Raw genomic sequence first — 13,579 nt, 5'->3', positions numbered from 1 at the left:
CGACCGCGGTTCACCCGGCCCGGACCGTGGTTCACCCGCCCCCGATGCCCGCCCCCGTGACCCGCCCGTACTGCTCCCGGACCTCCCGGTACCGCAGCAGCTCCGCGGCCAGCGGATCGAGCACCCGTGCCCGTCCGCATCCCGAGGCCGCCTCCCGCAGTCGCCGCTCCGCGTCGAAGCCGTAGCGCCGGGCGGGTCCGCGGGCCGCGAGCCGGCAGCTCCACTCGACGAGCGGGCCGCCGATGATGCCGGCCACCATCAGCAGCACCGGCACCGCCAGATTCGGCGTCATGAACCCGATGATCTGGCCCAACAGCCAGAGTCCGCCGACGACTTGGAGGATGGTCATGGACGCCTGCGCCAGTACGGCCGCGGGCCACCAGCCCGGTCGCGGCGGCCGCCCCGTGGGCAGCCCGGCCCGCGCCGCCAGTTCGTCCAGCGCCTCGGGCAGCCCCTGAGACCCGCGTACGGCCGCCTCCCGCACGGCCTGTGCCCACGGTGCCGGGAGTCCGCCGGACGCGCGGTCGGCGACCGTACGAACCGCCTGCTCGACGCGCTGGCGTGCCGTGGCCTCCTCGTCCGCCTGCGCGCGCACCGGCAGCCGACCGGTCGTGGGTTCGCGCCGGTCGTTGTACCAGCGCCACAGCCGTAGCCAGGGCGTGCCGCAGGCGCGGTTGGCGTTGCGCAGCCAGGCGCGTTCGGCCGCCTCGCCCGCCGCGGTGGCGCCCACCGCGTCCGCGAGGCGCGCGGCGAACTCGTCCCGCGCCTCCTCGCTGAGCCCGGTGCGCCGGGCTGTGGCGTAGACGGGTCGCAGTCGCCACGCGGCGGCGTCCACATCGGCCGAAATTCGCCGTGCCGCGGCTCCACGACTCGCCACGAACTGGCCCAGAACCTCGCGCAGTTCCGGGATGCCGTCCCCGGTGAGCGCGGACAGGGAGAGCACGGTGGCGCCGGGTTCGCCGTACTCCCCGAGGGCGATCCCGTCCTCGTCGAGCAGCCGGCGCAGATCGTCGAGGACCTGGTCGGCGGCCTCCCCCGGGAGCCGGTCGATCTGGTTGAGGACGACGAACATGACCTCCGCGTGGCCCGCCATCGGCCGCAGATAGCGCTCATGGATGATCGCGTCGGCGTACTTCTCCGGGTCGACGACCCAGATGACCGCGTCGACGAGCGCCAGGACCCGGTCCACCTGCTCGCGGTGCGCCACGGCCGCCGAGTCGTGGTCGGGCAGGTCCACCAGGACGAGCCCGCGCAACTGGGCCTCCATCTCGGCGCTCTGCAAGGGGCGTCGGCGCAGTCGTCCCGGGATGCCGAGCCGGTCGATGAGGGTGGCCGCGCCGTCGCTCCAACTGCACGCGATGGGCGCTGCGGTGGTGGGCCGTCGTACGCCCGTCTCCGAGATGGCCACTCCGGCGAGCGCGTTGAAGAGCTGCGACTTGCCGCTGCCGGTGGCGCCCGCGATGGCGACGACGGTGTGCTGCCCGGAGAGCCTGCGGCGCGCCGCCGCCTCGTCGAGGACCCGCCCCGCCTCGGCGAGGGTGCCGCTGTCGAGCCGGGTCCGGGAGAGCCCGACCAGTTCGCGCAGCGCGTCGAGCCGCGACCGCAGCGGCCCGTCGTAGGCCAGCGGGGCCGGGACGTGCGCGGCTTTCGCGGTGTGCGCGGCCTGCGCGCGGGAGGCCCGGTTCTCCGCGGCCTGCTGCGCCGCGGTGGTCTCGTTGACCCGCCGGGCGATGAGCCCGTCGTCCCAGCCACCGGCCGGTTCCCCGGGGTCCGCCGGGTCGGTCGCCACCTTGTCGGTGTCCGCCCGTCCGCTCACCTCCTTCGCGGCCTCTACGGAGCGACGCCTTACGGGAGTCGGCCCCGAATCGCCCTCCACGGGGGAGGGTTTTCCGAGGCGCTCGGCCCTGGTGTCCCCACCCCGGCCGTGATCCATCCCGTCCGTGTGGTCCTGGTCAGTGACGGCAGTCACCGGTCACCTCTCCTTCTGCAGTACGGACAGCGCGGCGATGAGTTCGGCCTGGGGTTCGGGGTGCACGTCCAGGGCGTCGAGCGGGGCGAGCCGGCGTTCGCGCTCGGTGTGCATGACCCGGTCCAGATGGTCGTTGAGCAGCCGCCCGGCCCGGTCCCGCAGCCGCAGCGCGCCGTGGGCTCCGATCCGCTCGGCGAGCCCCTCGCCCGCGGACCGCGCCCGGCGACCGCCCAGCAGCGCGGTGGCGACCACGGCGGCGACCACCTCGGGATCGGTCGCGGCGCTCCGGTCGAGGTCGCGCACCTCCTCCTCGGCGTACTCCTCCAGCTCGCGCCGCCACCGCCGTACGGCCATCCCGATGCGGTGCTCGGCGCTCTCCAGCGAGGGGCCGTGGCCGGTGAGTTCGGGGGCGCCCGCGGCCGGTTCGCGCCGCCAGGCGTCGTCGACGCGTTCGTCGGCGGCCGTGACGGAGCACAGGAGCAGTGCGGCGAGGCTCTCCGCGAGGGCGTCGAGCAGTTCGCCGGCCGAGCAGTCGAGCGGGAAGGCGCGCCAGCGCTTCAACGCGTCCCCGGCGAGCACGGCCCCGGCCTGCAACCGCCCCCGCACGCGCGCGTGCTCGCTGTCGTAGGCCGCGTCGACGGCGGCCGTGAGCCGCAGCGCGGCCGCGTACTGGGCGGCGGCGGCACTGGCCAGCTCGGGCATCCGCGACTTGAGGGAGTCGAGGACGCCGTAGGCCGTGCGCGCCATGGTCTGATGCCGGGCCACCGGATCCTGGGCCTGCTGCGCGAGCCAACTCCGCAGCGTGGCCACGGCGCTGGCCGGCAGCAGCCCTCCGCCCCAGGCGGATTCCGGCAGTTCGGGCACCGTGAACCGGGGTACGTCGCCGAGCCCGGCCTTGGCGAGCAGGGCGCCGTACTGGCGGGACACCTCGGAGACCAGCTGGTGGGGCACCCGGTCGAGGACGGTGACCAGGGTCGCGTCGTGCTCCTTGGCCGTGCGCAGCAGATGCCAGGGCACGGCGTCGGCGTAGCGGGAGGCCGTGGTCACCATGACCCAGATGTCGGCCGCGCAGATCAGTTCGGCGGCCAGCACCCGGTTGTCGGCGACCAGGGAGTCGATGTCGGGCGCGTCCAGGAGGGCGATTCCGCGCGGGAGGGAGTCGGCGGTCTCGACGCGCAGCACACGCATACCGTCCTCCCCGGGGAGGAGCAACTCGTCCGCCGGTTCCTCGTGGGGCACCCACACGCGCGTGAGGTCGGGCAGCACCCGCATCCCGCTGAACCAGTGATGGTCCTCCGGATGGCAGACCAGCACCGGGGTGCGGGTCGTCGGCCGCAGCACGCCGGCCTCGCTGACCCGGCGCCCGACAAGGGAGTTGACGAGTGTCGACTTCCCCGCACCGGTGGAGCCGCCGACCACGGCCAGCAGAGGCGCTTCGGGTTCTTTCAGGCGGGGCACCAGATAGTCGTCAAGCTGGGCGAGCAGTTCGTCGCGGTTGGCACGCGCGCGTGGAGCCCCCGCCAGGGGCAGCGGGAAGCGTGCGGCGGCGACACGGTCGCGCAGGGCGGAGAGTGCGTCGAGAAGCTGAGGCCGTACGTCCAAGGTCACCACATGTGAAGAATGCCCAATTTTGGGGGAATTCTGAAGCATATGCGCATGTCTGCGCGCCGACGGAACACAACGGACGGAAGGGATGACTGGGGCAAGGGCACAGTCCAGGCATAACGAGTGCACAACACCCGCGCCTCGGGGCACCAAAAGCGATGCACGATTCGTACCTGCCTGCGATTATCAGGACCGCTTCACCGAACCTCCACATCGAGCCACGGAGGGGAAGCAACAGGGACAAGGACCCGGGAGCCCTATCCTTGTCCCCGGCAACGTCACGGACCGGCCCACACCAGGGCACACCACGACCGAGGCCACCACATCCGGCCCCCGTAGCTCAGTGGATAGAGCAGGCGCCTTCTAAGCGCTTGGCCGCAGGTTCGAGTCCTGCCGGGGGCGCCACACAGGCTCTGATCAGGGAATCGGCTCCCATGTTTCGGCACCGTTTCCGTTACGTCCCGGTGGATACGTAATGGTCAAGAATTACACCCGAACGCTTGTGGGCTCTCGCGAGGGCGACGGATTATTGGCCGAATCCCGCCCCTCTCCCCGAACCCGCAGGAGCCCCCGGTGGCCGCAGGTCAGATAGCCTCCGAGCCGGCCGACACGCCGGCCGCAGCCCAGACCGAACGACAGAAGCTGCGCAAGCACTTCGGCCGGTTCGACATCCTCTTCTTCCTGCTCTGCACCATCGTCGGCGTGGACACGATCGGCACGGTCGCCTCTTCCGGCGCCGAGGCGTTCACCTGGCTCATCGTGCTGGCCGCGGTCTTTTTCGTGCCCTCGGCACTGCTGACCGCCGAACTCGGCGCCGCGTTCCCCGAGGAGGGCGGCCCCTACATCTGGACCAGCCGGGCCTTCGGCCGCCTCGCGGGCGCCGTCAACAACTTCCTGTACTGGATCACCAACCCGGTGTGGCTCGGCGGCACCCTCGCCGTCTCCGCCGTCACGGCCTACACGACCTTCTTCAACGACGGAAAAGACCTGAGCACCCCGGCCTTCTACGTCTTCGCCCTCGTCTTCATCTGGGTGGGCGTCCTCGCCGCGATCCTCTCCTTCGACGTCGGCAAGTGGATCCCCACCATCGGCGCCTGGAGCCGCTTCGCCCTCCTCGGCCTGTTCACGATCACGGTCGTGGTCTACGGCATCCAGCACGGCCTGCACGGATTCGGCCTCGGCGACTTCTCGCCGACGTACGCGGGCTTCGTCGGCCTGGTGCCCGTCCTGATGTTCAACTACGTCGGTTTCGAGCTGCCCAACACCGCGGGCGACGAGATGACCGACGCCCAGAAGGACGTCCCCTTCGCGATCTTCCGCAGCGCCGCCCTCGCCGTGCTCCTCTACGCGCTCCCCATCCTCGGCATCCTGCTCGTCCTGCCGGTCAAGGCCATCACCGGCCTGGGCGGCTTCCTCGACGCGATCCGCCAGGTCTTCACCGTCTACGGCGGTGACGTGGCCGCCGACGGCACCGTCACCAGCAGCGGGGCCGGCACGGTGCTCGGGGACATCGCCGCGGTCCTGTTCATCCTCACGGTGCTGTCCTCCGGCGTCACCTGGGTCATGGGCTCCGACCGCGCCCTCGCCGTCTCCGGCTACGACGGCGCCGCGCCCCGCTTCCTCGGTGTCATCTCCAGCCGGTTCGGCACGCCGGTGCGGGTCAACATCCTCAGCGGTCTGGTCTCCACCGGCGTCCTGATCCTGGCCCACCAACTGACCAACGGCAGCGCCGCCAAGCTCTTCGGCGCCGTCCTCGGCCTCGCCATCTCCACCACGCTCATCAGCTATCTGGGCATCTTCCCGGCCCTCGCGGTGCTGCGCCGCAAGGCCCCGGACGTCCCCCGCCCCTACCGGGCGCCCTTCCCCCGCACGATCAGCACGATCCTCACCGTGCTCATCCTGTTCGCCAGCGTGCAGTTGGTCGCGCCCGGGCTCGGCGACCACTGGTTCGGCGCCGACTACCTGCCGGACGGCTGGACCCACGCCGAGCGCTGGAAGTACCTCCTCACCGAGGCCGTACCGCTCGCCGGGTTCATGCTCCTCGGCGTCCTCTTCTGGGCCCTGGGCAGCCCGACCCGCAAGGCGATCTCGCTCGCCAAGGAGTAGGGAGTAGCGTTCCAGTCGATCACCGGGGAGCCGGTCCCCGGGACCGACAGAAGGAAGAGAACCGCCGTGCGCCTGCGCTGTGTTGTCCTCGACGACTTTCAGAACGTGGCGACCGAGCTCGCCGACTGGTCGCCCCTCGAGGACACCGTGGAGGTCGTGAGCCTGCGTGAACACCTCGACGACGAGGGCGAGTTGGCCGCCGCCCTCGCCACCGCCGACATCGTGGTCACCCTGCGCGAACGCGTCCCCTTCCCCGCCTCGCTGTTCGCCCGGCTCCCCCGCCTGAAGCTGCTCGTGGCCTCCGGGATGCGCAACTCCGTCATCGACTACGACGCCGCCGAGGCGCACGGCGTCACCGTGTGCGGTACGGCCAGCTCCTCGACCCCGCCCGTCGAAATGACCTGGGCGCTGCTCCTCGGCCTCGCCCGCGGGATCGTCGAGGAGAGCAACTCCCTGCGCGGCGGCGGCCCTTGGCAGCAGACGGTCGGCGCCGACCTGCACGGCCGCACCCTCGGACTGCTCGGCCTCGGGAAGATCGGCAGCCGGGTCGCCCAAGTGGGGCTGGCCTTCGGCATGCGTGTCACCGCGTGGAGCCAGAACCTCAGCAAGGACCGGGCGGCCGAGGTCGGCGTACAACTCGCCGCCTTCAAGGAGGAGTTGCTCGCGGACAGCGACTTCGTCTCGGTCCACCTGGCCCTCGGCGACCGCACCCGCGGTCTCCTCGGCCCCGCCGAACTCGCCCTCCTCAAGCCGACCGCGTATCTGATCAACACCTCACGCGCGGCCATCGTCGACCAGGACGCCCTGCTCGCCGCCCTGCACGAGGGCCGGATCGCGGGCGCCGGGATCGACGTCTTCGACATCGAGCCCCTCCCCGCCGACCACCCCATGCGCACGGCCCCGCGCCTGCTGGCGACACCTCACCTCGGCTATGTGTCGCACGCCAACTACACGACGTACTACGGCCACGCCGTCGAGAACATCCAGGCCTACCTGGCGGGGTCGCCCGTACGCCAACTGCCGTAGAACCGGCCGCTCGTACGCCAACTGCCGTAGGACACAAGGGTGTTCAGGCGGTGGGCCGCCGGTAGATTCCCTCGCTCCGCCGCAGATGGTGCAGATCCACCAGGTAGCGGCGGAGCGTCACATGGTCGACCTCGCCCTCGTCGCACCAGGCGCGCAGCTTCTCGTTGACGGTCCGCTCGGGGTATTGGACGCCGAGGGCGAAGGTCTGCTCGGCGATGTGCTGGAGCACGACCTGCTTGCGGGACCACTGGGCGGGCAGGCGGATCAGCCGGCCGCCCCGGACGAAGGTCCGCAGGATCATGTCGGTGTGCTCGTCGCCGGTGACCGGGCTCTCCTCGGCGGGCTCCTCGCCCTCGCGCGCGAGGTTCCTGAACAGGTCGTAGTCGACGCGCAGTTCACCGTCGTCCAGGGTCTTCACCACGCCCTGTTCGCGCAGCTTGAGCAGGGCGACGGCCGTCCCCCTCGGGGTGAGGCCGGCCACCTGGGCGACCTCCTCGGAGGTCTCCGCGCCCAGGGCCACCGCCGCGAAGGCGCGCACTCGGTTCTGCTCGGCGAACAGACGGAGCAGTTGGTCGGTTGCCATGCCGGGAGGTTAGACGACACCCACCCGCCGACGGCACCGAATTTCCGGTCGTAGAACAGAAGCTCCCGGCGCTCGAAGTCGTGTTCAAAAAGGTGATCCCGGCGCTGTCGCCGTTACCAGGCCTGGGCCGCCGCGTTGAACTCGAAGTGCGGTGGCGAGTCCTGCCGCCGCACCTCACCGAACCAAAGGAGAACGTGATGTCTCGCATCGCGAAGGCGGCCGTAGTCGCCCTGGGCACGGGCGCTGTGGCGCTCGGCGGCGCCGGTCTGGCCATGGCGGACGCGGGCGCGCAGAGTGCGGCCGTCGGTTCGCCCGGCGTCCTGTCGGGCAACGTCGTGCAGGTGCCGGTGCACATCCCGGTCAACGTGTGCGGCAACACCGTCAGCGTGATCGGCCTGCTGAACCCGGCCTTCGGCAACACCTGCGCCAACGTCAGCGACCACGACGGCCACGACAAGGGCGGCCACCCCGGCCCGGGCCACGACAACGGCGGCTACGGCCACTGAGCCCGACCGCACGCGCGTACGCGACGAGCCCCGGCACCTGAGGTGCCGGGGCTCTCCCGTGTCCGTCCGCCGCCGATCAGCCGTACCGGTAGATCGAGCCGACGTTCTCCAACTGCTCCGGCGTCACGTCCCACGGCGGCATCTTCTCCTGCCGTGCCACGACCCGCCCCTCCTGGTCGTCACCCGGCTCCAGCGGTCGCGCCGGCAGATAGCGGGCGCCGCGGTGCCTGCTCTGCCAGCGGGACCACTGGAGGTCGACGAAGGCGTGGTGCAGCCAGAACACGGGGTCGTTGACGGAGGCACCGCCGAGCATCACGCCCCCGACCCATTTGTGGACCCGGTTGTGGTTGCGCCAGGACCCGCTGCCCGCCCCGGTGCCCCACCCTTCGAGCCGGTTGCGGAAGCCCTTGCGGGAGGTCGAGTCCCAGGGCGCCGTGTCGTAGACGGGGTCGGCGAGCGCCCCGTCCAGGTCGCGCTTCGTCGGCAGCGCGATCGGGGCGGCCGGGTGGCCGAGGTCCCGGGTGAGGTACGGCTCGTCGGTGATTCCCTCCTTGATCTTCCAGTGGCCCGCCGCGTAGGCGAACGGCCCGGTCGTCACCTGGTGGTCGGAGCGCCGCCCGGTGCCGCCGAGCAGGTCCTTCGTCCAGGGCAGCGCGGTCGCCGAGCGGTCCCGCGTCCAGTCCCAGTAGGGCACGGTCACCGAGGAGTCGACCCGGCGCAGCGCCCGCTCCAGGTCCAGCAGGAACTGCCGGTGCCAGGGCAGGAAGGAGGGCGCCATGTGCGCCGAGCGCAGTCCGTACTCCCCGTCGGGCACGAAGAACTCGATGTGGATGCGCACGAACTCGTCGTACTCGCCCCGCCGTTTGATCTCCAGGAGCGCCGCCACGAACCGTCGCTTCTCGGCGGCGGTGAGGGTGCTGACGTCCTTACGCGTGTACGCCATGGTCTCCCCCCATGGGCATGTCCATCGTGCCGTCCGCCTCACTCAGTTCGCTGCCGGGGCTCAGCTCGTCGACGGCGGCGCGGGTCGCCTCCAGGGCGGTGGGATACGAGCGGTAGTGGTCGACCATGCTCAGCCAGGTGCCGTCGGCGCGCCGCATCAGATGCAGTGGCCGGCCGTCCACCGTCACCTGCCAGCCGTCCGTCAGCACACCCTGGATACGACGGCCCCGGTAGGTCTCGTCGAAGGCGGTGTCCCCGGGATCCTCACCGGAGCGGGTGGGCCGGGAGGCCGCGACGACGGGCACGAGCGCCACGGCGAGCAGGGCACCGAACGCCCCGCGCACCGCCTCCCGCCGCGTCCCGCGCACCGACCCGGTTCTCACCGGACTCAGCGACTCCCCGCCCACCGGTGCTCCGCCGACGCTCACGCTCATGACCCAACTCCCTCGTCCGTTCCGACCGTTCGAGGGGGCTAACCGTCCGACCCCCCGCACGGTCACCGTCCGAAGCACCCGGGCAGGCGAAAGGGCCCGGGTCGCACCACCCGGGCCCTGCCCTACGGACTTGGCGCTACGGCCTAGAGGCCGGCCCCCGTGACCAGGTCCGCCCCCGGCACGGTCTGCAGGACCGGTGCCAGGACGCCCACCTGGGGCACCTTCAGGTCCGGGAGGCCGAAGTTGTCGGGGTTGGGCGGGGTCAGCGGGACGTCCAGGGCGAGGCCCGGGGCCAGCGTGCGCAGGTCGGAGGCGGGCGTGCTGACACCGACGTGGTCGAAGCCGTCACCGAGGACGTGCGGCACCGGTGCGCGCAGGCCGATGCCGGGAAGGCCGCCGTGGACCGGGAGTTGGGGCAGTACCCGCTCGGGGATGAGCCGGCCCTCGACGTACCGCGGACCCTCGGGCGTGCCCGGCATGGGAACCGGCACCTCTCCGCCCAGGTGGGGGAGTTCCATGCCGAGGGCGCTCTCCGCGCCCTCCAGCGGCACGGGCACGGGAACCGTGCCGAGGGCGGCGGCGGGGGTCGCGGTGGCGGCGCCGGCCGCGGCCGCCACGGCCGTGATGACGGCGGCGATGGTTCCTCGGGTGGTCGACTTCATTTCGAGTACGGTCCCTTTCGGAATTCGGAGGCTCTGCATGCTGAGGGCTCTGGGTCTGCCCGGGTAACGAGGCCGGGAAGGACAACAGTTCAAGATTCCCCCGACTGCCGCAGTAATCAGCTTTTCCCGAATTCCCAAAGTCCCACCAGCGGGACGGAATCCGCGGTGTTCCCGCCCGCTGTCCGGTGGTCAGCCGCGCAGGCTGCGGGCGGGCAGGAGGACGTGGGCGGCGGAGTTCAGGGTCTCCTCGGAGCCGGCGAACGCGGCCAGCGCCTCGGGGGTGACGGGCTTGCCGGGCTCGGCCTCGGGCCACGGGCGGGTGGTGAACACGAGGTAGGCGAAGCCGCGTTCACCGACCGCCGCGAGCCACTCGGGCGGCGGCACGCACTGGGCGTTGAGCTGCGGCATGTTCAGGACGGCCTGCCCGGACTCGATGAGCATGGTGACCGGCAGGCTGGGCCGGGTGGCGCCGTCGACGATGGTCCCGCCGACCGGGAGTCCGTTGTCGGTCAGCAGTCGCTCCACGGCGGCGGTGGCGGCCTCGGGGCCGTCCGCGGCGTCGCCCAGGGTGTAGGCGAGGAGGTAGGGCATGTCCCCGTCGGGGGCCTCGCCGCTCCACGCCAGGACGACGAGGGTGCCGAGGTCGGCGACGCGGAAAGGGCGCGTTTCGCTTGAGGTTGAGGTCACCGCGCGACCTTATCGACGGGCCGGAAGGCCGCCTGCCGCGTTCTCACCCGTCCGGCCGATGGCACGGCCGCCCCGCCACACGAACGAGGGACGCCTCTCGACGCCCCTCGAACACCGCCGGAGAGACTCAGCTCTGCAGGGGCAGACCGCCGAGCAGCGGGTTGTGCTGGTTCAGCGCGGCGGCCGCACCCTTGACGGTGCTGAGCGCGGAGTTCTTGTTCTCGGTGTCGAGCGCGTCCGACTGGTGCTGCAGCGGCATCACGTCCGCGGGCTGGAGCTGACCACTGGTGAGGGTGTTGACGGCGCCGGTGAGGCTGGTGGGCGTCACGTCGGTGGGGCCGTAGGCGAACGCGGGCGCGGCGGCACCGGCGAGGGCGACGGATCCGGCAACGACAGCGGCAGCCTTCAGGGACTTCATCGTGTTCCTTTCTTCGGCAACTCATGTCACCAGAGGGAAATCTGTCGCCGTGTGTAACGAGTTCCGGCCGGGGCGGAAACCCCGTGCGCGGAAAGATTCCGCTGCCCACTCGAATGCGGTGTGTGTCTCATCGGCGTTTCCCATCCTCATATGAAAGGACCGTGCAACCGAAAAGGCCGTTGGGCCGCTCCCGGAAAGGGAGCGGCCCAACGGCCTTTCCACGACCGCTCGCGTCACGCCCCCGGCACCGCCGGAAGCGAGGACGTGGACGGCAGGCTCGGCGCGGGCAGACCGCCGCCCAGCAGCGTGGCCGCGACCGCGTTGACCAGACCCGTCACCACACCGGTGAGCGCCGGGACGACCTGGCTGACATCGCCCGAGGTGACGGCGGTGAGCAGCGAGGCGACCGCTTTCTGCAGGGCTGCGAGGGTGTCACCGACGACGTCGGCGGGCGCCTTGGCCTTGGAGTCGTCGCCGCTCTTCGGGACCGCGGGCAGCGCGGGCAGGGCCGACGTCGCGGGAAGAGCCGAAGTCGCCGGTACCGCCGGAGCGGCCGGCACGGCGGCGGTGATCTTGGCGACGGCCTCGTTGACGGCGTCGACGAGCTTCTGCGCCTGGTCGGCGGAGAGCTGTCCGTTGTCGGCCTTGAGGACCTGGTTGAGCAGGTCGGTGACCGGGGTGAGCACGCTGCCGATGTCGCCCAGGCCCTTGACCTGGGTGAGCAGCGCGTCAGCGTTGGGGACCGGCGCGCTCGACGTCGCGCGGACGTGCTCACGCGCCGAGTCGTTGTCGGCCGCGACGGCCGCGGGGCCGGCGATTCCGATCAGGACGGTGGCACAGAGCACGGAGGACGCGATGCGCCGTGCGGGCAGACCACGCATGGGGTGTTCCTTTCGGTGGTGCTTCGGATCTTGAGCCCACCGTGAAAGCGCTCACCACCGTCTGCAACCGGTACCGACCATTCGGCGCAACACCACCGCCCCCCAACGCCGACCGGCCGTCCCCCCGTGGAGGAACCACGGGAGAACGGCCGGCCGGAGGGATGCGCGGACGTCAGTCGTTGACGCACTGGTTGCCGAACGCGGGGTTCAGCAGGCCGATCACGTTGATCGTGTTGCCGCAGACGTTCACCGGGATGTGAATCGGAACCTGGACGACGTTGCCCGACAGCACGCCCGGGGAGTTGGCGGCGACGCCGTGCGCGTCGCTGTCGGCGGCGGCGATGCCGGCGGTGCCCGCCATGGCGGCGGCGGCAACGGAGGTCAGGACCAGGCCCTTCGCGATACGCGACATGGAGAGGTGCTCCTTGGGGTTGAAACAAACATCCGGGCGGGGATGCCCGGCGCTGTGTCAACGCGCGACACAGACGGGGGTTGTGCGGCCAATGGAGTGATGTCCCACAGGGCTGAACTTCACCATTCCGACACACTTGTCACGTTTCGCCGGATTAATTCAGATAGCTACTAGAGTTGCGCATCTCCCGAAGTACCCCTATAGCCAGCAAATCGCATATAGGGGCCGTGCTTCTCGAAAGGGCACCGCCGGTCATGCGCAATTCCCTGGGTCCGCTGCTGCGCCGGGCGTCGACGGGCACTCTCGCCCTCGCCTCGATCTGGGCCCCGGCCGCCGACGCGTCCGCCCCGCCCGCCGCCGAGGCGGAGCGCCTCCCCCTCACCCTGCGCTATCAGGCACTCCAGCACGGCGGCGTCGTCCGCGCGGCCAACACCTCCATCAGTTGCCGTACGGACTCGGCCGCCTGCCCGGCCGTACGCGAGGGGGGAGACGCGGTCAACGGCGACTTCGACATGTTCTACGTCGACGTCGACGGCGACCCGAACACCTACAACTCCTCCCGCGCGGAGGTCCGGTTGCCCGAGGGTGCCCGGGCCACCTACGCGCGCCTGTACTGGGGCGGCAACCTCCGGGTGGGCGAGCAGAAGCCGCCCAGGGACAACGGGCGGGTGCTGATCGCGGAGCCCGGCGGGGAGTACAGGACGGTGCTCGCGGACACGGTCGTCGGGCACCGGGTGGCGAGCGGCGCGGACGCGTTCCAGGCCTCGGCGGACGTGACGAAGCTGGTCCGGGAGAGCGGTTCGGGCCTGTACACCGTGGCCCAGGTCAACACGGCGATGGGGAGGTCGGCGGCCGGCGCCTGGGGCGGCTGGACGCTCGTCGTGGCGTACGAGAAACCGCAGGAGCCGCTGCGCCGACTGGAGCTGTGGGACGGCTTCGACGCGCTGAACTCCCGCACCGGCGCGGAGATCAGGCTGCGCGGGCTGCGCACGCCCGCGCACGCCGGGGGACACGCGGGCGTGGTGGCGTACAACGGGGATCGCGGTCGGAGCGGAGATTCGCTCACCCTCTCGACCAGTCGTACGAACGCCACCCCGCTCGGCGACGGCGCCAATCCCCCTGACGACGTGCTGAACTCCACGATCAGCGACCCGGGGGCGGCGCCCTCGGAGCGTGCGCCCGCGTATGCGAACACCCTCGGCTACGACTCCGATGTGTTCGATCTCGGGAAGGCGCTGCGGTCCGGCGGTGACCAGGTGGCCTTCCGGCTCGTTTCCCAGCGGGACGCGGCGTGGTTCGGGGCGCTCTTCGTCGCCGTCGACGCCCAGCAGTGAGGCGCGTTCCCGCC

General features: G+C 71.4%; 14 protein-coding genes and 1 tRNA gene. 5 read left to right on the top strand and 10 right to left on the bottom strand.

The window, feature by feature from the left end:
* Positions 1-31 precede the first annotated feature (31 nt).
* Positions 32-1,969, bottom strand: coding sequence for a YfjP family GTPase (locus tag ABZT04_RS20115; protein WP_356058026.1), 1,938 nt, complete (start codon positions 1,967-1,969; stop codon positions 32-34).
* Positions 1,970-1,972: 3 nt separating this feature from the next.
* Complete coding sequence (locus tag ABZT04_RS20110) at positions 1,973-3,580, bottom strand: dynamin family protein (RefSeq protein ID WP_356058024.1); 1,608 nt, start codon at positions 3,578-3,580, stop codon at positions 1,973-1,975.
* Between the two features lie 323 nt (positions 3,581-3,903).
* On the opposite strand from ABZT04_RS20110, the gene ABZT04_RS20105 reads away from it, so the two are divergent.
* The 3 genes from ABZT04_RS20105 to ABZT04_RS20095 all read left to right on the top strand — a co-directional run bounded on the left by ABZT04_RS20105 (position 3,904) and on the right by ABZT04_RS20095 (position 6,706).
* Positions 3,904-3,979, top strand: a tRNA-Arg gene (locus ABZT04_RS20105).
* A 168-nt stretch (positions 3,980-4,147) separates the two neighbouring features.
* The gene (locus ABZT04_RS20100; protein WP_356058023.1) at positions 4,148-5,680 is read left to right on the top strand and encodes an APC family permease; all 1,533 of its coding nucleotides are present in this window, start codon (positions 4,148-4,150) and stop codon (positions 5,678-5,680) included.
* Positions 5,681-5,746: 66 nt separating this feature from the next.
* A complete protein-coding gene (locus tag ABZT04_RS20095) occupies positions 5,747-6,706 on the top strand; it encodes a D-2-hydroxyacid dehydrogenase family protein (protein ID WP_356058022.1) in 960 nt (319 codons plus the stop codon).
* A 43-nt stretch (positions 6,707-6,749) separates the two neighbouring features.
* Here ABZT04_RS20095 and ABZT04_RS20090 read toward each other — a convergent pair whose 3' ends face one another.
* Complete coding sequence (locus ABZT04_RS20090; RefSeq protein ID WP_356058020.1) at positions 6,750-7,289, bottom strand: DUF2087 domain-containing protein; 540 nt, start codon at positions 7,287-7,289, stop codon at positions 6,750-6,752.
* Positions 7,290-7,486: 197 nt separating this feature from the next.
* Between ABZT04_RS20090 and ABZT04_RS20085 the strand changes: the two genes are divergently transcribed.
* Complete coding sequence (locus ABZT04_RS20085; RefSeq protein ID WP_356058019.1) at positions 7,487-7,795, top strand: chaplin; 309 nt, start codon at positions 7,487-7,489, stop codon at positions 7,793-7,795.
* 76 nt (positions 7,796-7,871) lie between these two features.
* On the opposite strand, the gene ABZT04_RS20080 is transcribed toward ABZT04_RS20085, so the two are convergent.
* The 7 genes from ABZT04_RS20080 to ABZT04_RS20050 all read right to left on the bottom strand — a co-directional run bounded on the left by ABZT04_RS20080 (position 7,872) and on the right by ABZT04_RS20050 (position 12,231).
* On the bottom strand, positions 7,872-8,738 hold the full coding sequence (locus tag ABZT04_RS20080) for a tyrosinase family protein (RefSeq protein WP_356058017.1): 867 nt from the start codon (positions 8,736-8,738) through the stop codon (positions 7,872-7,874).
* Complete coding sequence (locus ABZT04_RS20075; RefSeq protein WP_356058016.1) at positions 8,722-9,171, bottom strand: tyrosinase family oxidase copper chaperone; 450 nt, start codon at positions 9,169-9,171, stop codon at positions 8,722-8,724. Before ABZT04_RS20075 ends, ABZT04_RS20080 begins: the two co-directional genes overlap by 17 nt.
* 143 nt (positions 9,172-9,314) lie before the next feature.
* Entirely contained in the window at positions 9,315-9,833 is a 519-nt protein-coding gene (locus ABZT04_RS20070) for a hypothetical protein (RefSeq protein WP_356058015.1), read from the bottom strand.
* Positions 9,834-10,022: 189 nt separating this feature from the next.
* A complete protein-coding gene (locus ABZT04_RS20065) occupies positions 10,023-10,520 on the bottom strand; it encodes a DUF5949 family protein (protein ID WP_356058014.1) in 498 nt (165 codons plus the stop codon).
* A 127-nt stretch (positions 10,521-10,647) separates the two neighbouring features.
* A complete protein-coding gene (locus tag ABZT04_RS20060; RefSeq protein ID WP_356058013.1) occupies positions 10,648-10,938 on the bottom strand; it encodes a hypothetical protein in 291 nt (96 codons plus the stop codon).
* A 233-nt stretch (positions 10,939-11,171) separates the two neighbouring features.
* Positions 11,172-11,819, bottom strand: coding sequence for a hypothetical protein (locus tag ABZT04_RS20055; protein ID WP_356058011.1), 648 nt, complete (start codon positions 11,817-11,819; stop codon positions 11,172-11,174).
* Between the two features lie 172 nt (positions 11,820-11,991).
* Positions 11,992-12,231 (bottom strand): chaplin, encoded by a 240-nt coding sequence (locus tag ABZT04_RS20050; protein WP_356058010.1) that lies wholly within the window; start codon positions 12,229-12,231, stop codon positions 11,992-11,994.
* Between the two features lie 254 nt (positions 12,232-12,485).
* On the opposite strand from ABZT04_RS20050, the gene ABZT04_RS20045 reads away from it, so the two are divergent.
* Positions 12,486-13,565: a DUF3344 domain-containing protein gene (locus ABZT04_RS20045; protein ID WP_356058009.1), complete on the top strand. Its 1,080-nt coding sequence runs from the start codon at positions 12,486-12,488 to the stop codon at positions 13,563-13,565.
* Positions 13,566-13,579 lie beyond the last annotated feature (14 nt).

The organism is Streptomyces sp. NPDC005492 (genome assembly GCF_040605995.1).
In the GTDB taxonomy this organism is placed as follows: domain Bacteria; phylum Actinomycetota; class Actinomycetes; order Streptomycetales; family Streptomycetaceae; genus Streptomyces.
This window is presented reverse-complemented; position numbering and strand designations above follow the sequence as displayed.